We start from the raw sequence: 22,955 nt of genomic DNA, 5'->3' as shown, positions 1-22,955 counted from the left end.
ACTTTGTGTCGCGGATTTTACTAGTGCGTGTCCGCTTTCTGCCCTCTCACTCACGCGTACGCTCGAGCGAGTGGTTAGACGGCAACATGTCCACAGCTGGTTGCGGACACGCACCAAATCACCCGGGAGGGCTGATGCTGACACGCACCGACTCATACGCAGTCGCTAGTTTGGTTCGCGCGTGTCCTGTTTGACTCGGCGTCCTGTCTGACTCGTGGTCAGTTTCAACGAAGCGTTTCCCCACGCAGGTCCAGTCGAGTAAACAGTTGAACCGCAGCGCAGACTGCTACCGATCGCATGGGGTGGGTGGTGCACCGACCTGCAGCGAGCGATGCACGAGTGACGGCGACGGAAAGCCAGGCGGTAGCGGAGCGCCTGCGATGGCGTGCCGAACGACGGGAATGAAGCCCGCATTGTCGGTTGCCTCAGGATCGCCCTCCGCATATTCGTCGGTGATATCGACTACAGACTGGTCGGCCGGCATCAAAGCAATTCGCGAGGCGTTGATAGCAACCGCGGCAAGGAAGTAGTGGCCAGAGTCTAGGCGGAGACCGCCGCACCGCCCCGTGGAGAACGAGACCACGCGCGCAACGCTCGGTGTGCCCTTCAATGTTTCCACGACACGGATGCTTGCTTCAACCCACTCCGAGTAGGCTTCTCCTGGGAGATCCTTTCGCTTGAGTTGAGTTCCTTCGACACGGAAAACGAACACCGACGTTGCGCCGGAGAGCGCTTCTGAGAACGGCGGCGGCTCAGGATAGGAGCACGCAGTCGCATCCAACGAAGCCAGTGCAATCAGCGACAATATCCCTGGGAGTCTCATCTGACGCCTAACGCAGCTTTAGAGGAAGTGACCTCGATCTTGCTTCTTCCGGTGACTGAGCGCAAGCGATTCGGCGGTGGCACGTAGGGCAATACCGGAAACCGCCGATAATCGACACACACCCGCTCAGCAGACGATGGTGCGGCAAAGCGATTGTGGACACAAACCGACATCTCTGAGGCCATTTTCAGAAGTCGGGATTGGCGCCTTTCCAGTACCTCGCTCAGAGAATCGGTGCGTGTCTGGTTGACCTTGGCTCGACGGGAACCGCCAGGAGGTGCGAACCGGGCTCCAGCGATTGAACCAGCGTTTCGTTATCTTGGACCAGTGGGTGTGGGCACTAGGGAGGGTCTGAACAAGTCGGTTTTTGGCGATGGATTCCGTCTCCGGATTCTCAGGCGGGTTTCGGTCGTGATCCGTTAAGTATCCTTCCTAATCGGTATCGTTCTTCACTTGGGAAAGCGGTTCTGGCGCTACTTTGCCCTCTTTCGTGATCAGCTCGCGAACTTCGGCGCAACTCCCTGCAGTTTCAAGTAGCACTTTTCTGACACGATGCAAATTGGCCAGCGCGAACAGGGTGACGATGTGACTGGTGTTCTTGGCCAATCCTTGAAGCGCGCCTTGTTGTACCCAAAGAAGCACTTCACCTTCTGAAACGCATGCTCGACTCGCGCGCGAACCTGCGCCTTCCTACGCTCGATCTTCACGATATTGCTCTTTGCCCGACCTTCTTCCATCGCCTTGATCGCGCTTCGGCGCATCGCAATCCTCCACTCAGGGAAGCGCTGCTTGCGCGGATGGTTCTCGCGCATGTTTTTGTCGGCGCCCTGGTAGCCCGCATCTGCCCATACTGTCTCTTCCTTGCCGTGCAGCAGGCTTTCAACGTGATCAACATCGGCATCATTGGCTGCCGACGTCACCACTGTGTGGACCAGACCACTGTCAGCATCCACGCCAATATGCGCCTTCATGCCGAAGTACCACTGGTTGCCCTTCTTCGTCTGGTGCATCTCAGGATCCCGCTCACCGTCTGAGTTCTTCGTCGAACTCGGTGCCGCGATGATCGTCGCATCGACGATCGTGCCACGCTTCAGCAGCAAGCCCTTGCGCGACAAATGACCGTTGATCCGCTCCAGTATCGACGAAGCCAAATCATTCGTCTCAATCAGACGCCGAAAGTTCAGGATCGTCGTCTCGTCTGGAATGCTGCCGCTCAGCGTCAGACCGCAAAGTTCCGAATCGACACGATCTCATACAGCGCTTCTTCCATCGCCGGATCGCTCAACCCAAACCAGTTCTGCATCAGGTGAACCCGGAGCATCACTTCAACGGGTACGGGCGACGGCCGCGACCGGCGACCGGATAAACCGACTCAATGTCCTTCAGCAATGCTGCCCACGGCACGACTTGCTCCATCTCGGCTAGGATACCTCCCGACGCGTCTGCTTCTTCTTAGCCGCATATTCCGCGTCACCGAAACTCATCTGGTCCATGCTGAAATAACCTCGCCGCAACACCTGTATCTAACCAGAAATTGCGGACTTGTTCAGACCCTCCCTAGGCATTCTTGGCTGATTGTTCCACTCAAAGGGCGTCTAGTAGAGCCAACCCCTCATCGATCTGCGCAATAAGCGGCACCTGAGACCGCTGTGCACGCCGGTCACCGTAGAAGACTTGAATTGCTTGGTAATGCGGATTCGAAACCATCTCTGCCGCCTAACGTTTGACATGAGCGGTGGCTTGACGGCGCAGCCGGCAAGACATCTGCTCGATGGAAGGATTAGGCATCACACGCTGAACCCGCATTGCGGTCGTCAACTACGATGGGATCTTCGCCAAAGTCGCCTTCGATCCAGCCGTGATAGCCCATGCACATGCCATCGCCTTCCCTCAGATCGAGCTGAGCGGCCACTTCTCCTGAACTTCGATTCAGTAGGCTGACCACTGCAGAGATTTCAACGGCTTGTTGGCCGTTTCGCAGGCTTCCGGCCACTCCATCAATGACCATCATCAGTCCATATACGGCATCGTTGATCGCCTTTTCGGCCGCTGCCTTGGCTTCAGACGAGAGATTCGGATCCATTTTTCCCTTCGCGTAATCTCGAACATCTTCAAAGATGATGCGGCCGGCGGCGTGCTGGAGCCAAAGCTCGAACGACCTTTCATCGCTTGGTGGAGACTGGAGTTCAAGCTGATATGAAGCCACAAGGCCTTCTCCCGTGATGCCTAACGACGTTGGAGAAAAAATCGAGATATTGGTCGGGCGGGCACTTTCGGGTGCGCCTTTAGCCCTACCGATGTCCCGATCGTTGAATGTGGCCCTTCTGGTGCGGTCACTTTTCAGCACTCCCCATGAAATTCAGCATTGAATGACTGTTTCTACAGCCTCAATGCCATGTTTAGCTGCCGCCGCGCGACGGTGTGTAGATGATACGAACAACGTCCTCTGCGGTCGGCTCGAACACATAGTTAAACCTCGCCGCTGTAACTCGCCGCCTTCTCTCGTGCAGCAGCTGCGAAATAAGACGACGTTGTTGAGTTGGCGAACCCGATGAGGGCCTCAGCAGCGTTGACGGAATTCCCATCGGTAGCCAATTGATGTGCAAGGATGCAAGCGTGCATGTATGCCTCATGTGAAGCCGGGTCAGTCTCTGCCTCCAAGGCGAACTGTGGTTTCAGATCGGGACGAAGCCCGTGAATGATGGCACGAGCGTTCCAAACTCGGACCAGCGCATCGGCGAGAATGCGCTTGAACCTTGCGTCGTTCTCGGCGCCGACGCCGGCGGCGTCTCCCGCGGCGCAATTGATTTTGCTGCAGGCTTCAGCGAGCAGGCCATCCAGTTGTTCGATGTTCAGCGATGCCTTCATGCGCGATCTAACGATTGAGTTGAGCGGCGCGCGCGCCGAAGTATGAGCTTTGCACTTTATCCCTCACGTGTCCGCTCGAACGATGTGTTAGACGGCAACACTGCCGCCGCTCCGCTTTACTTTTTCAAGGACATAGGCTTGCATCTCGGCAGATAGCCCATCTAGCGGAATGATTGCAAATTGCGTCTTTGAGAAGAGAAACAGCCAGAAGCGTTCGAAGCCCCAGATCTCCTTAATCGCTTCCCACTTTAGTGTTGAGCTACCATGATCTGACGCGAGGGTGAATGAGTCCTGCTCGGCAATGAAGGTAGCGATTGGTTCCTTCATTTCGCGAAACTTTGTAATGGAGTTTCGGTGGTGCACCCAGTACGCCAAGATTGGCATTCCGATGCCGAGTAGAACTGCGCCAGCAAGCAATCCTACATACCAGGAACGGTCTCCATCAGCGATGCGCAAGACCAGAAAGACGCAGAGCAATGGGACACCGACCAAAACGCCAATGCCAAGGGAGCGACGCCAATAGGACCGCACGGCCCGGTTCACAAGCTGCTCGTCGTATTTGAGAGTGGCGCGATGCATTGCCGTCTAACGAAGCTGTAGAAAAAGGTGGTCTCGATCTTGCTTCTTTCGGTGATCAAGCGCAAGGGAGTCGGCGGTGGCAAGTTACAAGCGTGTCGACACGAGCCCCGGTTCTTGCCGCTGGTTCTGGAGGGTCAGCTGCTGCCGGGTTCGCTTGTCCATGCGGCGTACCATCTGGTGGATGCATTGGACTTGTTTGGATTCGCCTCGCACTATCAGAACGACCTGACCGGTGCGACTGCACATGCGCCGTCGATGCTGTTGAAGGCAGTGCTCCTGGCTTACTCACGGGGAATCGTTAGCTCACGCGCCATTGAACGGACGTGCCGTGACAACGCCCTGTTCATCGCGATCAACGGCGACGCCAAACCGCACTTCACGACGATTGCCGACTTCGTCAGTCGCTCGCGTGATGGGATAGCATCGGTGTTTGCTCAGGTGCTGGCGATCCTCGACAAAGAGGGATTGATCGGCCGAGAGATGTTCGCCATCGATGGCGTGAAGCTGCCCGGCAACGCATCGAAGTATCGCTTTGCAGCCGAGCGGCTGGGTCTTCCCCGCGATTGAGATTAGCCTTTGAGCTCTTGGCTGCCAGCAAACTACATCCTCTGCGCCATGACCCCGTCAGGCTTGTGCCCAGTTGTTCACCCCGTGCAGGGAATTGGTGCGTGCCCACTCGATCCACAGCGTTTGCGCCCTGATCCCGGCGGTGCCTAAAGTTGGTCTGTGTCCAGTTGTTCTGTTCTCACAGCTGTTCTCAGTTCTTCGGCCCTGTGTGCGTCCAGTTGTTCTCCACCACGTCACCCCGCTTGGGGCCGAACGGCTGGGCCTTCCTTCGCGATTGAGATGAGACTTCGAGCTCTTGGCTGGCGGCAAATCACAGTGTTTGCGGCCTGACTACTGTGGTGCCGAGAACTAGCGTAGAAGATCCGTGTGCGTGAATCGCGGACACACATTAACTCACTTGGCGTCGGGGCTTGATCTGGTGCGTGTCCGCTTTGATTGCGCCGGGAATTGGTGCGTGTCCAGTTGCTTCCCAGTTGCTTCTAGTTGCTTCTTCACGAGCTCGTCTGGGAGTGCGTTCATATGGCCAAAAGCCGCAATATGGCGCGTCGGCGGTATTGTCTGATTTGCGCGAATAGCCTGTTGCTGCGTCGGCTTGATTGCATCGTTAGACGTTGGCCCCCAATCTGAGCGATTCTTGAATTGCCTCAATTCCCAATTGGCGAAATTCCTCTGGACTGAATAGCTGGCTACGAAAAGCCTTGCCAACAGAAACCGTCACGTAGACTTCCCCATTTTCCAATTGCTTAACCAAGTAGCCATCCAGCAGCAAACGCAGACTGGACTCTAGGCTACCTCGAGCTTCGGCATTTGTTTCCCGCCCTATTGCGTCTTGAAGCTGGCCAACCAGATTCCGCATTCCGAACGTCTGGATCTTACAGGCTGCCAATATGCGCACCTTATGGGACTTATGGCGGAGTCCACTGCTCACGACTGACGCAAACAGCTCCAAATTGTCGGAGAAATGCAAGGCGCCAACAGCAGAAATCCCAACCTCAGCCCGGCCATGACCTGCTAATTTCTGGAGCAACTCTGCGGCAGCCGGGATGATACGCCCCAATGCTCCGACAACTTGAGTAGCCCAGTCTCGCAGCATCGAACTCCGATCTGCACAAAAGCCTTCAAGCCGGGCCAGTTCCTCAACTGAAATACTGCCGGTGTCTTCGCACCGGGTTCCAATCTCATAAGCCTCAAGAGCCCGCTCAGCCAAGTCCGGGAACCGTGGCCTCAAGTCTCTCTCTACCCACCCATTAGGTGCCTGCAAACTGCGCACATCCAGCTCCAACGTCTAACGCCTGAGTTAAGCGGCAGCCAGCTGCGAATGGTTGCCTGAGCCGAGTATACCCCCGCCGGTCCGCTTGAATGAATTCTTATCCACTGGCTACCAAACTTTCCTCCAAGGCATTTGCTTTACGAGGTGAAACCTGGCCAATGGATGTTTGATGGGTGGAGCAGGAAGCGATTTCAGACACGCACCAACTCAGCTTGGCGATTGACTAATGCGCGCGTGTCCAGTCGCTTCTGAGATTGAATGAGGCCACACCCCGGCAGTCGGCTTGAGCGCATCGTTACGCGCCCATGCTGGAAGCTGAAACCGCAGGGACGCGTGCCCAGTAGCACTCACCGACGCCCGGAAGGTTGCGCACAACGAAGCCGCGACGAACGAGGACCCGGCGGAGCTTGAGATTGGGCTTGGCACAATTTACCGCATGGACTCTCCATTCGATGTAAGCAAGCCGCTCTCGCTTAGCATAGCGGACAGCCAGAGAGGCCAGGCTCGGCAGCGCGCCCTCACCACCGCCATCAATGTGACCGAGTTCGATGATGAGCGCGTCGTCCGCCACGGAAAACTGTCCGAGCAAACTGGCGCTTCCGACCTGGAACACTATGGCCTCGTTACGAAGCACTATAGCGTGTAGGTCTTCATTGGAGAGTGCGAGTATCTCGTCCGCCGTGTAGCCTTCGATTAGTAAGCGCTTCATGCCTACACCGCCGGTTCCTAATGTCTAAATTGAGCGGCAGCGGCCCGCAAACTCTGGTATCGGCCGAGCTTACACCTGGCTGTCAGCATGTATGCCAATCCGTTGGGGAATTGTTGTGTATCCAGTTGTTCCGCGCCCTAGCCTTCCACTCAATCTGCCCATATCGTCGCGACAGTGTAAATGTAACAGCTCCGCCGCCGCTTGATGGCCCCACATTCACGCACTCAGGGCATCGGAATTCGCAGTCGAGGCGCCAGCTGCCGGACCAGATACCGTCAGCATGGATACCGAACCGATGCACCTTCCCGGACACGCAGCTACTCACCTGGAGTCGCAAATTGGATTAGTGTGTGGCCAATTTGGCTCCCCTCAATTGAACGTTTAAATCCCACATTGGCGGGCAACCGGTCCCCTCAAAACCGCTCGCCTACAGGCAGATAGCGCCAGGCACCAACCGGCATCTTTCCCAATGGCACCTTGCCGATTCTGAGCCGACGAATCGCAGTGACCTGAAGGCCGACCTGCGAACACATGTTCTCGATCTGCCCCGGTTGCACCGCCTTGATCGCGAAGCGCAGCCGGAACTCGTTTTGCCAGCTGACTTTGCATGGCGGCAATGGGCGCCCTCGGAAGCTCAGTCCGTGGTTTAGTTTGGCGAGGCCGTAGGCCACGATTTCGCCGGCGACTTCAACCACGTACTCGTGTTCGATCAGATCCGCATCTTCGGTCAGCCGCTTCCAGACCCGGCCGTCCTGCGTCAGCACCATCAAACCAGTGGCATTCGTTTCCATCGGCACGAGTGGGGTGAGACGGTTAAAGTGTCGGCGCAGCAGGCGGATGCCGGTCGGATCATCCTGCCAGCGGTAGGCGGGTGTGACCAGGGACGAAGCTGGTTTGTCACCGTCGATCGTATGAAAGCCGGCCGGCTTGTGCAGCAGGATCGTCGCCGGTTCCGGCGCTTCAAGCACCGCATCAGGATCCAGCGACACCCGCTCCGTCGTCACCAACAACTGCGGCATGTCAACGATTTCATCATCGACGCGAACCCAACCATCCTCGATGTAGCGCTCGGCATCCGCACGCGAGCAGCCCACGATTTCGGCAAGGCGTTTGGACAATCGGACTGCTTCAGTCATGGCGGGCGCTGGCAACTGCATCGGGAAGGGATGAGCCTACACCGTTGTGACGGCTTGATCGACGGAAATGCGGGAAACGGCTGTCCGCCGATACAGGACACCCAGCAATCCTGGTCATTCCTGATGTCCGTGGCGCTCACGTCCCCTGGAGCTCAACAGATGGGTGTCCGCCGTTCCCGCTCTAAGCTCAGAAGGGCGGCATGAAGTCGATTGCAGCCTTAGCAACTGCCACTAGAGCGCGTAGCAGTCAATCGCGGACACGCACTTGGCGTCGCGACTTGATCTAGTGCATGTGTGCGCTTTGCGCCTAGGGAATCGCTAGTTTCTTCATCTGCGCACGTATTCGGCGCTTCGCATGAGTTGTGCGCGCGGTCGTCACCATCGGCGCGGCATGCGCCCCGTCCGTGGCGCTGACTTCCGCTGGAGATCAACAGATGGGTGTCCGCTATTCGCTGTCTCCGCTATTCGCTGCGCGCTATTCGCTGGGCGAGAGTTGTGCGCGGATCTGCAGCTCACCTATTCATTCGAGCAGAAGGCCTTGCGTACACTTGAATCGTCTAACCGTTAGGGAGGGTCTGAACAAGTCCCGCAATTTCTGGTTAGATACAGGTGTTGCGGCGAGGTTATTTCAGCATGGACCAGATGAGTTTCGGTGACGCGGAATATGCGGCTAAGAAGAAGCAGACGCGTCGGGAGGTATTCCTAGCCGAGATGGAGCAAGTCGTGCCGTGGGCAGCATTGCTGAAGGACATTGAGTCGGTTTATCCGGTCGCCGGTCGCGGCCGTCGCCCGTACCCCGTTGAAGTGATGCTCCGGGTTCACCTGATGCAGAACTGGTTTGGGTTGAGCGATCCGGCGATGGAAGAAGCGCTGTATGAGATCGTGTCGATTCGGAACTTTGCCGGTCTGACGCTGAGCGGCAGCATTCCAGACGAGACGACGATCCTGAACTTTCGGCGTCTGATTGAGACGAATGATTTGGCTTCGTCGATACTGGAGCGGATCAACGGTCATTTGTCGCGCAAGGGCTTGCTGCTGAAGCGTGGCACGATCGTCGATGCGACGATCATCGCGGCACCGAGTTCGACGAAGAACTCAGACGGTGAGCGGGATCCTGAGATGCACCAGACGAAGAAGGGCAACCAGTGGTACTTCGGCATGAAGGCGCATATTGGCGTGGATGCTGACAGTGGTCTGGTCCACACAGTGGTGACGTCGGCAGCCAATGATGCCGATGTTGATCACGTTGAAAGCCTGCTGCACGGCAAGGAAGAGACAGTATGGGCAGATGCGGGCTACCAGGGCGCCGACAAAAACATGCGCGAGAACCATCCGCGCAAGCAGCGCTTCCCTGAGTGGAGGATTGCGATGCGCCGAAGCGCGATCAAGGCGATGGAAGAAGGTCGGGCAAAGAGCAATATCGTGAAGATCGAGCGTAGGAAGGCGCAGGTTCGCGCGCGAGTCGAGCATGCGTTTCAGAAGGTGAAGTGCTTCTTTGGGTACAACAAGGCGCGCTTCAAGGGATTGGCCAAGAACACCAGTCACATCGTCACCCTGTTCGCGCTGGCCAATTTGCATCGTGTCAGAAAAGTGCTACTTGAAACTGCAGGGGAGTTGCGCCCGAAGTTCGCGAGCTGATCACGAAAGAGGGGCAAAGTAGCGCCAGAACCGCTTTCCCAAGTGAAGAACGATACCGATTAGGAAGGATACTTAACGGATCACCGACCGAAACCCGCCTGAGAATCCGGAGGACGGAATCCATCGCCAAAAACCGACTTGTTCAGACCCTCCTTAGCGACCGGCTGGCGCTCAATTCAGCAGCTAGCCCTCATTCATCACTATCAACAGGAAGAACCTATGAGGATCAAGTACATTGCCCTATTTGCAGCTGCCACGCTTTGGGCGCAAGCGTCCTGGTGCGCGGAGTCGGCGGGTCTCGTTGGAATCATGAACACCTCTGGAACCGTCGACGTGAACAACTTCACGAACCCGAGAAGCATCTTGACGTTATACAGAGTCAACGACCCTTCTTCGGAAGCGGTTGTTCTCGCATACGTCGCATTTCGCCATTTGGGAGAACATCAGGCGTCCATCGAATTTGCAGATGCTTCAGGTCAACCAATCGACCGTTGCAACTTTGAACCAATGACCGTGACTAAACTGCCTTGGGTTCAGACCATCACCTGTCAATGGGGTGGCCGTTTACCGGACGGAGGAATCAACGTCACAGTCTTCAATAGGTTCCGGGGCAAGAAGGAAAAAGTAGGCGAAATGTTCATACCGGCCAAGGAATAGGCGTACGTGTCAGCGCCAGCGGTTGACGCCCGAACCAGCTATGTACCAATATTCGGTATTAATTGGTAACCTGAGGCGCAAAATGGCGAAGAACACCAGCGTCAGCCTGGGCGAGCACTTCGAGGGCTTCATTGCTCAACAGATCGAAAACGGCCGCTACGGCTCTGCCAGCGAGGTAGTACGGGCCGGTCTGCGCCTGCTTGAGGACGCCGAAAACAAGCTAGGAGCCCTGCGCCGCATGCTGGCCGAAGGCGAGCAAAGCGGTATCGCCAACTACAACTACAACGAGTTCATGGCCGAGCTAGATACCCGCAAGAAATGAGGCCCTTTACCCTCACCCGGCTCGCAAAAGCAGATCTGCGAGCCATAGCCGTCTACACCGAAGAGCAATGGGGAGTTGAGCAGAGAAACCTGTACATCAGGCAGTTTGATGACACCTTCCACCTGCTCGCGGCCACGCCTGGGCTCGGGAAGGCCTGCAACGACATCATGCCAGGCTACCGCAAGTTCCCTCAGGGAAGCCACTTGGTCTTCTACAAGAACGGCATTGCCAGCGTCATTGAGATCGTCCGCATCCTGCACAAGAGCATGGACGTAGAGCCGTTGCTGATTGGCGGATAACGTCTGGATTTAGCGACAACCGGCCGCGGATCGTGGTGGTGACTAAACTTTAACCCGGCTGTCCGCTTGAATGCGAATCCGTTGGAACGTCGGCACGCCACTCGTTGAGCGAGTCGCGGACGCGCACCGACCTACCTGGAGTCGCTAGTCGAATTGAGGAGCGTCTCGTTTTGGCACTTGAAGGGATTGGTGTGTGTCCAGTCGATTCCCCTCGCCGCGCTTCAAACTGATCACGAGCGCCATGCGGCTGGTTGGGTGTGTATGGCGGACGTGCGCCAAAGCACTTTGCGCCGCGGATTGATCTCGTGCATTTCCGCTTTCAGCCGTCCATCGATATCCCGCAGATACCACGCGCTGCTTACGACTTGCTGCAAGACATCCCGTCGATCAAGGGAAAGGTTTCAAGCGACGTGCAGCACCAGTCGCTTCCCACATGCTTTGACATAGCGGCGCAGGGTGGCAACGGAAGGAGAGTGCTTGCCAGTGGCCAGGGCGCGCTCAAGCCTTGCAACAGCAGGGGCCTGAGTACCCATGCGCTCTGCAACTTGCGCCTGGGTCAGGCCGGCCTCCTGCCTTGCTTTCAGCAACGCATCGAGCAATGCACTTTCCTCTCGCTCGATGCGTTCAACCTCCGCCTTGACGCCTGGACGCGCAAGAAGCTTTTTGACGACTTGGTCATGACTTTTCATGTTTGATCTCCTTAAGCCTTGACTGCGCGGTTTCCAGCTCTCGAATGGGTGTCTTGTTAGTTTTCTTGATGAAGCTATGAAGCATCACGATGCGACGACCGACCAGCGTGCAGTAACAGACTCTAGCGATGCCGTCAGCACTCTTGAGGCGAAGCTCGAACAAGCCGCGGCCGAACGCCTTGGTGTGCGGCTGTCCGAGGTCTGGCCCGAGAACCACCATCCGCCTGGTCAGCACGACATAGCGTGCCGCCAACGTGTCAGGCAGCGCCAGGATCTCGTCTTGGACGGCTATCGCTGTAGTAGGTGATCGTGTAGTCCACGCGCACACAGTAACAAATATGTTATTCCTGCGCAAGCTGCGGGAGGCAGCAACAGACCCTTGAATCCTAATGAAGTTGTAGCGGAGCGGAGCCAATCGCGGAAGCCAGTCGCGGACACGCATTGCCCCACCGGGAGTCGCTAGTTGAATTGGAGTCGCTAGTTGAATTGGAGTCGCTAGTTGAATTGGCCTGGTGCGTGTGCAATTTCGGCGCGCTGCCAGCTGACTTGGCGTCGCTTAAAACTGTTGCGTGTCCAGTAAGTCGATCGGACTGCTTCAGTCATGGCGGGCGCTGGCAACTGCATCGGGAAGGGATGAGCCTACATCGTTGTGACCGCGTGATCGACGGAAATGCGGGAAACGGCTGTCCGCCGATACGGGACCCCCAGCAATCCTGGTCATTCCTGATGTCCGTGGCGCTCACGTCCCCTGGAGCTCAACAGATGGGTGTCCGATATTCCCCAGCTATTCCCCACTTGGCATCGCGGCTCAATCTAATGCGTGTCCACTCGATCCCGCCAACTTTAACGAATTGTCAGGCCTCATGTGGTCCAGACCTGTTCAATCTTGACGCTGCAACCACCACGGAACGCCGAAACACCGCCGTGGTGAAAAGCGACCCCTTCCCAGCTCTCATCGTGGACGTACTCAAAGACAATATCTGTCGGCTTAAGCCCGTCTCGGAACCTGAGCCATAGCTGATTGCTTGTTTCCAGGTAGCGGCGCTCCGGATGCTGCATAGGAAATCTGCCTAGGCGCTCGACCTCCGAGACGGGAAGGCCACCGTAAAGCTTTAATCCCGCAGGAACCGGCTCGCATGAAGCGGGCGTCACGGGAGGCGACACGGGCCCCGCCTCAGGCGGCCGTGAAACCGACACACAAGAAGCGACCAGGAATGTACTTAGCAATGTTGCGATGTTTCGAGAATGCATGGATGAGGCCAAACGTTTGACATGAGAGCCGCTCGGAGACCTTAGGCCGGAAAGCGTCCTCTCGATGGAAGGGTTAGCCGCTTTCGCTGGAGATGTGTTCATACGTGAAGCTGACCTCTAGCTTGAACTTGGCCAAACGCCCGAGCAGTTCGGGACTGACCGCCTCTGAGTACCTGTTCTGGCTCGTGCGAACTATGACTTCCACGCCACTGACGAGAGCGCCGATCCATCTTGATATGGCGCTCGCATTGGCCTCCAGCTTTTCCAGCACATCTTCGCCAGCTAGCTCTAGTAGCTGATCCACTTTCGAGGATTCGACGAAGACATCGTCGTAAGGGCCAAACTCGCATATGGGCCTCGCCGCAAACGTGACGCGAGCACATCGCGCCTGGATGTTCTGCGAGACCTTCGTCAGTGTTGAAGGCTGCGCAACAAAGCCAGTGGCGTGCAGTGCGAATCAGCATCAAGGGAGCCTAACGTTTGAATTTGGCTGCAGCCGGCCGCGAACGGTTGGATGAGCCGAGTTTACCCACAGCTGCACGCCTGAGCACACAATTGGCCTGCAGATCTGCGCGGATTGCACCTGGAATGGCCGCACAGCTAAGTCACATGGTTTGCCCACGCACCTTGCTCCAATTCTGACCGCCGGAAACGAGGTCCGGCTTTTCGGCGCGCGTTTTAGGGCAGCAATACCCAAGCAACAACGCATGACTGCCTGAAACGCGTGGCGCCGATACCGGACACCCAGCAATCCTGGTCATTCCTGATGTCCGTGGCGCTCACGTTCCCTGGAGCTCAACAGACGGGTGTCCGCTATTCCCGCCCTTGTGACCGCGTGATCGACGGAAATGCGGGAAACGGCTGTCCGCCGATACCGGACACCCAGCAATCCTGGTCATTCCTGATGTCCGTGGCGCTCAAGTCCCCTGGAGCTCAACAGATGGGGGTCCGCTATTCCCGCCGGCGGTGCCAGGAACTGGTGTGTGTCCAGTTCTGTCTACACGGGGTCGGCTTGAACGAATTGTTAGGCCTACTCAGAGCCTACGCGCGACTCAAGTCCTTTCAGATAGCTAATAAGAGCCTTGAATTGAGCTTTCGTGACGGCAAGTGGATAGCCGGCGGGTTGTGATCTCAGAACATCGTGATGATCGACAAAGATCAGACCGCCGCTTAGGTATTCTTTGTAATCAGAAATAGACATGCCGGCCATTGTTTGAATATCTACAGCTTCAACTTCGTGCTGGACCTTGAAGGTTTTGTAAGGCATAGGAATCTCCGTTTTAGGCCTAACGTTGGAGCTAACCGGCGTGCAAAAGCGGTGCGAAGCGCCGCTTTTGCACGTCCGTGTTGAGCGAGTTGTTGGGCGTACTCATGCCTTAGATGCGACCCCGCTCAACTAGCCTGCGGTAATGCTCCCCAAGCACGGTAAGGCGGCATGACTTGCTCCCCATTGCCGCATGCCACATATGAGGAGCATCCACAGGAACAACTAAGCCAACTCGGTTGTATTTCTGAAGCACTGCAAACTTGGCCGTGTTTAGCGGATCAGGTGCTGGAATCGTTGAATCATTTCCTTGCCGTTCAGGTTCGAATGACGGATCTAACGCGAATTGATGACCGGGGCCGGGGAAAAACTCGGTAATTCGTTGGAGTTCGTTCAACGCTATCGGCGGTTGAACGCGCCTGAGAGAGACGAAGCTTTTGACGTTGGTCTTGAATACAGGGCGTTGATCCCAAGGACCGAGAGACTGATCTATGTGAGCGTAAATGCTGCCAGGAGTTACTTCGCCCACTAGATTACCTGCGGCACCACCCAGCGCATCAACAAATAGCGTGGTAAAAACCCCCGCGCCATTTTCTTCGGTAGCGTATTGTTCTGCCGTAGAAGCGGTAAGAATCGTGGTCCCTTCTTTGATCTCGGCGAATCCGCTCGCAGTAACTGAAGTGGCTGCTATGCCTGAGTGACAGCTATCAAGTACGATGATTCTATTTCTGGCTCTAGATTGATTGGCGAAAATCAAAACCTCGCTCAACGGTAGACCTTCGTCTCCAGATGCTGTATCGCTTGCAATTAAATAGCCGCCAGTGCTTTCAACATACCCATGACCAGCGAAATAGAAAAGAGCCGTTTCGCACTCACCAGCGAACAACTCTTTGATGCTCTCGCGCAGAGTTGCGCGATTAACCATATCGGTTGGGCCGGTCCCTGTTAATAGCTTCGTACCGAAATTGACGGTTCCATCGCTGTTGCGGTCCAGTACGGCTTTTACTGAGTGGGCATCGTCAACGCAGCCATAAAGACATCCCACTCGTTGGTAATGGTTAATTCCAACAACAAGCGCTTTGCGCATGATCCTCTCCTAGCGCCCACCACCAATTAACGCCTTGAGGTTATCCCAAGTCCATTTGTACACCTTGTCGGTGGACAAAGCGCTCTTGGGCTTTGTACAGGTCTTGTCGGAGTATGCGGCTAGAAGGAAATAATCCTTATTTTTCTCCTTCGCAATATCCAGCTCAGCGGATACACCGGCTGCTGTATGGGTCTTTTCTCCGCAGAGGACAACCACCACATCTATGTTATCCATGCGGCGTTTCACCTTTTCCTTCCAGTCGCCAGTGAGATGCTCTTTGATCGAGGCATCCTTAAAATCAAAGGGACTGTCTGGCAGCTTCGCTTGCCCCGCGAGCATTGTCTTTGCTCCTTCGTCGTTATCGTAGTCAAAGCTGATAAAGACTCGTTTCTTTGTGGCCATAGTTTTCTCCCTGATAAATTGGCAAGAGCGGAAGTGCTGTAATTAAGACGCCAAACGGCTGAATTAAGCGGCAGCCGGCCGCGAACGGTTGGATGAGCCGAGTATACCCCCGGCTGTCCGCTTGAATGCATAGTTGGGCTGGGAATCCACGCGCATAACCGTTGGAAGTCTGGCAAGGCTGGAGTTAATGCTAGCCGGAGGCTCCCTGCCCCAATCCTGACCGCTGGCAACCGCAGTTCGGCTTTTGGGCGAGCGCCAGATGACAGAAGTCCCGATGCAACAATGCCGGAATGCCGGGAACGTGCGTAACATCGCACCACAAGGTGAGTTACATCGCCCGGCAAGCAAAGCCTAACGAGGTTGTACAAAAAGTCGAAATACTGGCCGGGCAACAGTTTTTTGGGGTGCGTTTACCCCTACCGATGTTCCGATCGTTGAATGTAGCCCTTCTGGTGCGGTCACTTTTCAGCACTTCCCATGAAATTCGGCATTGAACGACTTTTTCTACAGCCTCAACGCCACATTAAGCCGCCGCCGACCCGCAGCAGTTGGCTTAAACGACAAACTTCCCAGGCGGTCGGCTCGAACGTATAGTTAGAGGGCATAGGCGGCGAGCCGTGCTTGCGCTCTAGCTGGAATGCCTAGCCAACTGTAGGCGAATGGCGGACACGCAGCAAAGCGCATGGCGTCGCGGCTCTAGTGCGTGTCCGCCTTCCGGCAGAGGCAGCGCTTGCGGCCATGACTCGGACAGTGGCTAGACTTGGTGTGTGTCCACTCGATCCGCCTATCGATCGAGTTACCCAATCGTGCCGTAGCGCGGAATTGCTGCGTCATATGGAACCTAACGTTCGAGCTGAGCCGCGCGTGGAGGCAGACTAGCCTTCGCCGCGGAAAGACAATGACCACTATGACCTGAAGCGACCAAGCCTTGGCTGCCGCAGCGCGTCGGCTCGAGCGAGGGGTTATGCGTCACTGGTGCGAGCGTGAACGTACTGAAGTAAGGCTGTTCGACCTTGGATGTGCAGGACAGTCACCTGCATGACCGTACCGTTTGAGTCCTCCAGCATGAACGGCACCCCTACCAAGAACTGAGCTGGCTGCCGTTCCCCGCCGCGGATGGCAATGTTGTCCGCATAAAGGTACATGCGGTTTCTCGTATCCAGAATGGGGTTCAGTCGGCCTTTCAAGCCTGGGATGTAGCCTGTGCTGTGGCAGATGATCGAACCTGTGTTCCCGCTCGCGGGAAGCGCTGCGCGCAAGTCATCCGCGGGATCCCATTCAGGAAAAATGGCACCAGGACGATTGGGATGAGCGATGAGAACCCGCAGTTTCCGTCGAGTCTGGAATGTGAACTTGGCAACTCCGAGTCCGGAACTGACTGAGTCCTTGAAGGTGCTGTTGTCTGCCAGCGCCGTGACAATCGCACCTTCCAGCGGATTTCCATCCTCATCGATTACGTGGACCACAGCCTCAGTTGGGTCGACGCGCGGCGGTGATTCTACCGCGAAGACTGCGTTCCGTAGTTGCTCCGAGGGGATGCTACGCCCGGCGTAAACGAGCTTCTTGTGGACAAGCTTGACGAACTCCTGCGGCGGTTTGTCAACAAGGGAGACATAGGCTACCGTCGGCAGCACGCCTGGAATCTCGGTACTGTCGAAACGGGCTGGGAGCACGTACTCCTGATGTTCTTGGAACGCACGAGCCTGCATGGCTTGACGTTCATGAGATGGCCAGAGCTTCCCGGCGTAGTGCTTTGAAATGAACATGATCGTGTACAAGGCCTTGTTCTGGTACACGTCCGAGAGGTAGTCGTAGAGGTTCTTGCCCCAGAGGCTCGATTCTTCGAAGAGGTCATAGAAGACCTTGACGCCAGAGCTTCGAAGGAGATTTGCAACCTGATCGACATACGGTCGATCCTCTCCAGCGAAGGAGAGAGCAACTTCAAACTGCACTTCGCGTGTCATGGCGGTTTTTGTGACGCATAACGTCTGAATTAAGCGGCAGCCGGCCGCGAATGGTTGGATGCGCCGAGTATACCCCCGGCTGTCCGCTTGAATGCATAGTTGGGCTGGAAATACACACGCATTGCCGTTGCAATGCCGGCAAGGATGGGGTACATGCGGCGCCTAGGCGCCTTGCCCCAAGCCAGACTCCTGTCAGACGCCGCTCGGCGTTTTTGGGCGAGAACCAGAGGACAGAAATCCCGAAGCCACATCGCAGGAATGCCGGGAACGTGCGTAACTTCGCACCACAACGTGAACTACATAGCCCGGCAGGCAAAGCCTAACGTAGAGCTAACCGGCGGGCGCAATGCGCAGCATTTTGATCGTCCGTGTCGAGCGCGACGTTAGGCCTCTGTTCTTGGGGGATAAAACACAAGCGCGAGTGATGCAATACTAGCGATTCCTGACATTGCGAGAACAACCTTGACGGCCTGGCTCTCTTCACCGAGAACAAAGTAACCAAGCGCACCAACGAAAATCAGTGTCACTGTTCCAATCGCCATACGTTTGTATCGCGGAGCACGAATGAACACCAAGCGAACACATGCCGTATAGGTCTGAGTATCGAGGATATTTGTGTATCGATACATCACAGTCCCAGATGCGCGAAGCTCGTGTATGAGCATTGACCAAGGTTTGTCAAAGTTTACCGATCGTGTGAGCAGGTCAAATGTCCAGAGCCCACGAATACCTTCCACTAAGCCGGCAGCAAGAATGTCACCTAAGTAGCGTTTCTTGACTGCGGTGACATCCAAGAAGGCGTCATTTCCTTTCTCTGCAAGCTTCTGCATTACAGAGCGTAACTCTTCGTACTCGACTTCACGGTTAGAGTATGAGAGCGAAATTTCACGAACTCGTTCGTAGTACGCCGCAACTTCCGCCGCCTTTTCATGACCGTAGATACTGGCCAACTCAACTCGATGGTGAGATCTGTCGGTGGACTGACTTGTGTACTCTTGACGTTCCGCCAAACTCTTTAGTTGAGACTGAACAGCCGCCATTACACGTGAGGACAACCCGTTGCTTCGGTTCTTTGTATCGACGCTCGTCAGTGTCCTTATATGAAGAAATTCAATCGCCCGAACGTCTCTCTCTAACACGCAATGAACAATCGTGTTTAGGTATTGGTCAGGGCGCTCGGAGTCAACGAAGATGTGCAGTGACTTCATATGTGAACGCCACCAAAGCAAACGCACGACTTCTCCGCCTTGGCCTTCCTGAGATTAATGTATGCATCGCTGAGCTTCTCGGCGACACCAAACGAGATAGTGCAACCCGTGCTTCGGTGGAACTCCTCGGCAAGAGATAGGTTTGTATCTAAAGAGTAACGTTCATAACTTACTCGCAGGAGTACGTCGTCTCCTCCTGCCATGATTACTGTCGCTCCCATTTCTTCTTCAAAAGATTGGAGGAGGGAAGCAATCGCTTTGGTCAGTGCGGATGAGAACGCAGTCAGTTCTTCGAGCTTGCCTTGAAGCAATCTCTTGTCAATTCCATCCCGAATCTGGTCTGCATCGCCAAGAACGTACAAATCTGTATTCATCTGGAACGGTTCATTGATAGTGGCGGTTGATGCCTAACGTCTGAATCAAGCAGCAGCCGGCCGCGAATGGTTGGATGCGCCTAGTATACCCCCGGCTGTCCGCTCGAATGTACAGTTAGGCTGGAAATCCGCGCGAATTGCCCTCGGACCGACGGCAAGGCCACAACAGCGCCTCGCCTTAGCAAACAGCTCAACCCCTGAGCGCTTGCAGCCACAATCCGGCTCGTGGGCGGAATGCGCGAGGAATGCGACTCTGGACCTGTAACGCATGACCGCCGTAAATGTGCACCGACCAGATCCACCGGACGATTCGAACGTGGCGGCAATTCAATGCCTATCGTCGTGTTAAGCCGCCGCCGCGCGACGGTGTGGATGATACGCGCAACTTCCTCGGCGGTCGGCTTGAACACCTAGTTAGGGCCATGAAGCTACGAGCGTACCGCCGCTATGCTCCTGAAGAAGACTGCCGCGCGAGACGCGGGCTCGCCAGTGGTGGCAGAGACGCGAAGCACGAGGGGAGACGACGACACTGGATCTACTTCGATGCGCTCTATGCAGTCAGGCCGAAGGGCAATGGTGAGCTCCGTCCAAGATGAAGATGTTGGCATTTCGCTGTTGCTGTCGGTGTCCACTTCGCGACCAGGCCACAAAGAATCGGCCACGAGCCGCGAACGATGGCCGCGGACCGGATGAGACCAAGAAGACTTGCGATGAACTTTCTATCGTGGACCTAACGAAGCTGTAGGAAAAGTGGCCTCGATCTTGCTTCTTTCGGTGATCAAGCGCAAGGGAGTCGGCGGTGGCACGTTACACGTGTGTCGACACGAGCCCCGGTTCTTGCCGCTGGTTCTGGAGGATCAGCTGGGGCCGGGTTCGCTTGCCCATGCGACGTACCATCTGGTGGATGCATTGGACTTGTCTGGATGCGACTCGCACTATCGGAACGACCCGACCGGTGCGACTGCACTTGCGCCGTCGATGCTGTTGAAGGCAGTGCTGCTGGCTTGCTCGCAGGGAGCGATTGCAGACACGCACCAACTCAGCACGGCAGTTTAGGAAGTAGTGCGTGTCCAGTCGATCCGACACCTGGAGCCGGGCTTGGTAGTTTGCCGTTGGGCCTCGCCTCGAACGAGGGTTAGGGCGCATTGCGTTGACGCCGAAGACTCTCGTCGAACATTTTGTGCGCGGCAACGTTCTCTGGACAGCGGTGAACACACTCGATCGTCTGGCTCCTGACCTTGTTCTTGATCTTTACAAATGCTGGCATTGCTGGAAGCCGAGTCTGCTTCCGCTGCGTGAGGTGCGTGCTGCGAAGGGTTCCGTCTTCCCGAACGCTTGCGGGGACGTATGTGGCTGATTCGAAGAAGGATGTTGAATCAGCGTACCTTGATCCCAGAGAGCTGAGTACGGCCTCCATTGTAGCTGACCGGGCGAGCAAGAGTGAGCCAGCGTTTATGGCTTGGAATGAGTTCAGTAGACCGACATCGCCTTCGGTTGCGTTGATAACAGCCCCCTCAGTCGCTTGGCCATACAGGTAGACAGACGGATCATAGAGGCAACATGTGACTGACGGCGACAGCGGAAGAAAGAACTGGACACCTCGAACAGTGATCGATCCCGCCATGGGATGTGCGGACTCGCGAAGATACCAATTGTGTTGGAACACCGGGTGGTCTGAGAGAATAAACTCCACTCTGGTTTGGTTGAGTACCAGAGCGAGATTCAGATCCGAAATTAGTCGGTATTGGGTAGCCGCGTAGGCTGCAAGATATGCGAGTACCTCCCTCGGCTCAGATGGTTGAATGTGCAGTTCCCGTGCCGTAGCCTCGTCAAGGCCGTTTAGCCGCGCGACCTCCGCAAAGATGGTTTGCATCCAGGCATTCGTGAAATTTAGGCTACTTTCATACATCTGACGGGTCCGCGCCAGTTGTACGAGTAGAAAGCGAAGTAATGCTGCACTGGGCCTTGGATCAGTTCGATCTTGCGTCTGCGCAAGTATTTCTAAAGCGCTTCCCGCAGGCGATTCGACGTGCTCGCTCAGGAAGCGTTCGAACGAGTTGTTAGTGTCATACGTGTAGTTGCTTGAGCAAACATCACGTATGTTCTGATTCTTGCGATATTGTTGTCTTTCAAAGTCGTAAACGTTGATACGCGACTCACTCCCGTGCGGTGTTGCGAACCGACGGAGCAACAACTGCGGGACGTAGTGTTGCTTCTTGGTGACCACGTGCGTTTCCTATCCGCCCTAACGAAGCTGTAGAAAAAGTGGCATCGATCTTGCTTCTTTCGGTGATTGAGCGCAAGGGAGTTCGCGGTGGCACGTTACAAGTATGTCGACATGTGCCCGCTGTTCTTGCCGGTGGTGCTGGAGGATCAGCTGGCGCCCGGTTCGTTTGCCCATGCGACGCATCATCTGGTGGATGCACTGGCCTTGTTTGGATTCGACTCGCATTATCGGAACGACCTCATCGAGGCGACCGCGCATGCGCCGTCGAAGTTATTGAAGGCAGTGCTGCTGGCTTACACGCAGGGAATCGTGAGCTCACGCGCCATTGGACGGGCGTGCCGCGACAACGTCCTGTTCATCGCGATCACTGGCGACGCCAAGCCGCACTTCACAACGATTGCCGACTTCGTCAGTCGCTCGCGTGATGCGATCTCATCGGTGTTTGCGCAGGTTCTGGCGATTCTCGGCAAAGAAGGATTGATCGACCGCGAGATGTTCGCCATCGATGGCGTGAAGTTGCCCGCAAACGCATCGAAGTATCACTTTGCAGCCGAGCGGCTGGGTCTTCCCCGCGATTGAGATGAGACGTCGAGCTCTTGCCTGCCAGCAAACTACAGCCTCTGCGCCATGGCCCCGGCAGTTCCGAAAATTGGCGTGTGCCCAGTTGTTCACCCTGCGCAGGGAATTGGTGCGTGTCCACTCGATCCCGGAAGGGCGACGTGGGTGAGGTCGACTACAAGCTTTGCAACTGCCGCCAGAGCGCGTAGGATCGAACTGGCTCAGTGACGAATATCCCGTCGATCAGCAGTCCATGCGGCGCCCAGCGTCGCGGCGGCGGTAAACAGCGGCCATGCGAACGTTAGCCGATTGAAAAATGGCGTGTTCCTACAGTCTCAACAATTGAGGTAAGCGGCGTGCCGTAGGCACGCCCGCTTGACTGAATAGTTCCGCCTCACGGCAGCCGATCGGCGACTTCGTAACCTTTGCGAGTGACTTTGAAGATGTTTCGCTTGGGGCCAGTCGCGGCAAGCAGTTCATCGCGTTCAAGCTCTTCCAACGCTGAGGTCCAGGTTGCTCGTGAACGCTCGTTCCCGTACTCGATGAGGTTCTTGCCTTTAACCTGCAACACGTACACGCCGGGATGGGAAAGGTGAAGCACGTGGCCTGACGGGTCGGCCACGCACTCCTTCAGGAGAAAGGCTGCCTCCTTGGACAGCGAGGGACTCGGTGGAATATCCCGTATGACTGGCAAGGATTCGGCGAGCCCGTTAGCTTGAAAGTACTCGTCTCGATTTATCTTCAGCTGGAGCTGTCGATAGAGTCTTGTCCTGAAGTCTTGAATGTCGCTGTACGGCTCGTAAAGCCCTCGCGACTGGCAGCTTAGTCGAAATTCCTTCAGCCGTCGGTATTGGTCATAATCAACACTGTCGGGCAGAACCGGTGCGCTTGAGAAGTACAGCATGGCTGGCTTGCCCACCTTGATGTGTTCTTCGATCTCTTCGACTGTTCCACTCGCGTACTCACCTGTTGCGGTGCCGATCCGGGTCCAGAACACGCCGACCAGCAGGTCGCAGTCGTGCAGGATTTGCTTGTTAATTAGTGCTTGCGGCCGGTCGCCCAT

General features: G+C 56.0%; 26 protein-coding genes and 1 pseudogene. 7 read left to right on the top strand and 20 right to left on the bottom strand.

Annotation, left to right across the window (positions count from 1 at the left end; genetic code table 11):
- Window positions 1-286: 286 nt before the first annotated feature.
- From C7S18_RS24370 to C7S18_RS00115, 6 genes and pseudogenes are all read right to left on the bottom strand, one after another.
- Window positions 287-619: a hypothetical protein gene (locus tag C7S18_RS24370; RefSeq protein ID WP_170113018.1), complete on the bottom strand. Its 333-nt coding sequence runs from the start codon at window positions 617-619 to the stop codon at window positions 287-289.
- 698 nt (window positions 620-1,317) lie between these two features.
- Window positions 1,318-2,007, bottom strand: coding sequence for an IS5 family transposase (locus tag C7S18_RS00130; RefSeq protein WP_484456017.1), 690 nt, complete (start codon window positions 2,005-2,007; stop codon window positions 1,318-1,320).
- A gap of 35 nt (window positions 2,008-2,042) precedes the next feature.
- Window positions 2,043-2,239, bottom strand: a pseudogene (locus C7S18_RS25485) (transposase).
- Between the two features lie 364 nt (window positions 2,240-2,603).
- A complete protein-coding gene (locus C7S18_RS00125) occupies window positions 2,604-3,170 on the bottom strand; it encodes a hypothetical protein (RefSeq protein WP_206207950.1) in 567 nt (188 codons plus the stop codon).
- A 122-nt stretch (window positions 3,171-3,292) separates the two neighbouring features.
- Entirely contained in the window at window positions 3,293-3,691 is a 399-nt protein-coding gene (locus tag C7S18_RS00120) for a hypothetical protein (RefSeq protein ID WP_106889623.1), read from the bottom strand.
- A gap of 87 nt (window positions 3,692-3,778) precedes the next feature.
- The gene (locus C7S18_RS00115; protein WP_106889622.1) at window positions 3,779-4,270 is read right to left on the bottom strand and encodes a YcxB family protein; all 492 of its coding nucleotides are present in this window, start codon (window positions 4,268-4,270) and stop codon (window positions 3,779-3,781) included.
- A gap of 114 nt (window positions 4,271-4,384) precedes the next feature.
- On the opposite strand from C7S18_RS00115, the gene C7S18_RS00110 reads away from it, so the two are divergent.
- Window positions 4,385-4,837 carry a transposase gene (locus tag C7S18_RS00110; protein WP_240623953.1) on the top strand — a complete coding sequence of 151 codons (453 nt, stop codon included), beginning with the start codon at window positions 4,385-4,387 and terminating at the stop codon, window positions 4,835-4,837.
- Window positions 4,838-5,441: 604 nt separating this feature from the next.
- On the opposite strand, the gene C7S18_RS00105 is transcribed toward C7S18_RS00110, so the two are convergent.
- From C7S18_RS00105 to C7S18_RS00095, 3 genes are all read right to left on the bottom strand, one after another.
- A complete protein-coding gene (locus C7S18_RS00105; protein ID WP_146151684.1) occupies window positions 5,442-6,044 on the bottom strand; it encodes a hypothetical protein in 603 nt (200 codons plus the stop codon).
- Between the two features lie 358 nt (window positions 6,045-6,402).
- Window positions 6,403-6,816, bottom strand: a complete 414-nt coding sequence (locus C7S18_RS00100; protein ID WP_106889620.1) for a hypothetical protein — start codon at window positions 6,814-6,816, stop codon at window positions 6,403-6,405.
- A 413-nt stretch (window positions 6,817-7,229) separates the two neighbouring features.
- Window positions 7,230-7,952 carry an rRNA pseudouridine synthase gene (locus C7S18_RS00095; RefSeq protein ID WP_106893859.1) on the bottom strand — a complete coding sequence of 241 codons (723 nt, stop codon included), beginning with the start codon at window positions 7,950-7,952 and terminating at the stop codon, window positions 7,230-7,232.
- A gap of 633 nt (window positions 7,953-8,585) precedes the next feature.
- Here C7S18_RS00095 and C7S18_RS00090 point away from each other — a divergent pair.
- From C7S18_RS00090 to C7S18_RS00075, 4 genes are all read left to right on the top strand, one after another.
- Window positions 8,586-9,590, top strand: a complete 1,005-nt coding sequence (locus C7S18_RS00090; protein ID WP_106889619.1) for an IS5 family transposase — start codon at window positions 8,586-8,588, stop codon at window positions 9,588-9,590.
- Window positions 9,591-9,809: 219 nt separating this feature from the next.
- A complete protein-coding gene (locus C7S18_RS00085) occupies window positions 9,810-10,247 on the top strand; it encodes a hypothetical protein (RefSeq protein ID WP_106889618.1) in 438 nt (145 codons plus the stop codon).
- Between the two features lie 40 nt (window positions 10,248-10,287).
- Window positions 10,288-10,569, top strand: coding sequence for a type II toxin-antitoxin system ParD family antitoxin (locus C7S18_RS00080; protein ID WP_240623952.1), 282 nt, complete (start codon window positions 10,288-10,290; stop codon window positions 10,567-10,569).
- A complete protein-coding gene (locus C7S18_RS00075; protein WP_106889616.1) occupies window positions 10,566-10,868 on the top strand; it encodes a type II toxin-antitoxin system RelE/ParE family toxin in 303 nt (100 codons plus the stop codon). The genes C7S18_RS00080 and C7S18_RS00075 overlap by 4 nt, the downstream gene beginning before the upstream one ends.
- Before the next feature lie 401 nt (window positions 10,869-11,269).
- Here C7S18_RS00075 and C7S18_RS00070 read toward each other — a convergent pair whose 3' ends face one another.
- The 9 genes from C7S18_RS00070 to C7S18_RS00025 all read right to left on the bottom strand — a co-directional run bounded on the left by C7S18_RS00070 (window position 11,270) and on the right by C7S18_RS00025 (window position 19,107).
- Window positions 11,270-11,557: a helix-turn-helix domain-containing protein gene (locus tag C7S18_RS00070; RefSeq protein WP_106889615.1), complete on the bottom strand. Its 288-nt coding sequence runs from the start codon at window positions 11,555-11,557 to the stop codon at window positions 11,270-11,272.
- Window positions 11,544-11,810 (bottom strand): type II toxin-antitoxin system RelE/ParE family toxin, encoded by a 267-nt coding sequence (locus C7S18_RS24780; RefSeq protein ID WP_240623951.1) that lies wholly within the window; start codon window positions 11,808-11,810, stop codon window positions 11,544-11,546. Before C7S18_RS24780 ends, C7S18_RS00070 begins: the two co-directional genes overlap by 14 nt.
- A 1,071-nt stretch (window positions 11,811-12,881) precedes the next feature.
- Complete coding sequence (locus C7S18_RS00055) at window positions 12,882-13,112, bottom strand: hypothetical protein (RefSeq protein ID WP_106889613.1); 231 nt, start codon at window positions 13,110-13,112, stop codon at window positions 12,882-12,884.
- Window positions 13,113-13,838: 726 nt separating this feature from the next.
- Window positions 13,839-14,075, bottom strand: coding sequence for a hypothetical protein (locus C7S18_RS00050; protein ID WP_106889612.1), 237 nt, complete (start codon window positions 14,073-14,075; stop codon window positions 13,839-13,841).
- Window positions 14,076-14,184: 109 nt separating this feature from the next.
- Window positions 14,185-15,159 (bottom strand): caspase family protein, encoded by a 975-nt coding sequence (locus C7S18_RS00045; RefSeq protein WP_106889611.1) that lies wholly within the window; start codon window positions 15,157-15,159, stop codon window positions 14,185-14,187.
- A 9-nt stretch (window positions 15,160-15,168) separates the two neighbouring features.
- A complete protein-coding gene (locus C7S18_RS00040) occupies window positions 15,169-15,561 on the bottom strand; it encodes a TIR domain-containing protein (RefSeq protein ID WP_106889610.1) in 393 nt (130 codons plus the stop codon).
- A gap of 962 nt (window positions 15,562-16,523) precedes the next feature.
- Complete coding sequence (locus C7S18_RS00035; RefSeq protein WP_106889609.1) at window positions 16,524-17,525, bottom strand: TIR domain-containing protein; 1,002 nt, start codon at window positions 17,523-17,525, stop codon at window positions 16,524-16,526.
- Window positions 17,526-17,908: 383 nt separating this feature from the next.
- Window positions 17,909-18,733, bottom strand: coding sequence for a hypothetical protein (locus C7S18_RS00030; protein ID WP_106889608.1), 825 nt, complete (start codon window positions 18,731-18,733; stop codon window positions 17,909-17,911).
- Complete coding sequence (locus C7S18_RS00025) at window positions 18,730-19,107, bottom strand: Cas10/Cmr2 second palm domain-containing protein (RefSeq protein ID WP_106889607.1); 378 nt, start codon at window positions 19,105-19,107, stop codon at window positions 18,730-18,732. The genes C7S18_RS00030 and C7S18_RS00025 overlap by 4 nt, the downstream gene beginning before the upstream one ends.
- 837 nt (window positions 19,108-19,944) lie before the next feature.
- Between C7S18_RS00025 and C7S18_RS00020 the strand changes: the two genes are divergently transcribed.
- Window positions 19,945-20,163 (top strand): hypothetical protein, encoded by a 219-nt coding sequence (locus tag C7S18_RS00020; RefSeq protein ID WP_146151683.1) that lies wholly within the window; start codon window positions 19,945-19,947, stop codon window positions 20,161-20,163.
- 79 nt (window positions 20,164-20,242) lie between these two features.
- Here the strand turns inward: C7S18_RS00020 and C7S18_RS25225 are convergent, their stop codons facing one another.
- On the bottom strand, window positions 20,243-21,334 hold the full coding sequence (locus tag C7S18_RS25225; RefSeq protein ID WP_106889605.1) for a DUF4238 domain-containing protein: 1,092 nt from the start codon (window positions 21,332-21,334) through the stop codon (window positions 20,243-20,245).
- A gap of 87 nt (window positions 21,335-21,421) precedes the next feature.
- On the opposite strand from C7S18_RS25225, the gene C7S18_RS00010 reads away from it, so the two are divergent.
- Window positions 21,422-21,913, top strand: coding sequence for a transposase (locus C7S18_RS00010; RefSeq protein ID WP_240623950.1), 492 nt, complete (start codon window positions 21,422-21,424; stop codon window positions 21,911-21,913).
- Window positions 21,914-22,286: 373 nt separating this feature from the next.
- Here the strand turns inward: C7S18_RS00010 and C7S18_RS00005 are convergent, their stop codons facing one another.
- Entirely contained in the window at window positions 22,287-22,955 is a 669-nt protein-coding gene (locus C7S18_RS00005) for a DUF4062 domain-containing protein (protein WP_240623949.1), read from the bottom strand.

The organism is Ahniella affigens, assembly GCF_003015185.1.
Taxonomy (GTDB): domain Bacteria; phylum Pseudomonadota; class Gammaproteobacteria; order Xanthomonadales; family Ahniellaceae; genus Ahniella; species Ahniella affigens.
The sequence above is the reverse complement of the archived record's forward strand: the minus strand, read 5'-3'. Positions and strand labels throughout refer to the sequence as shown.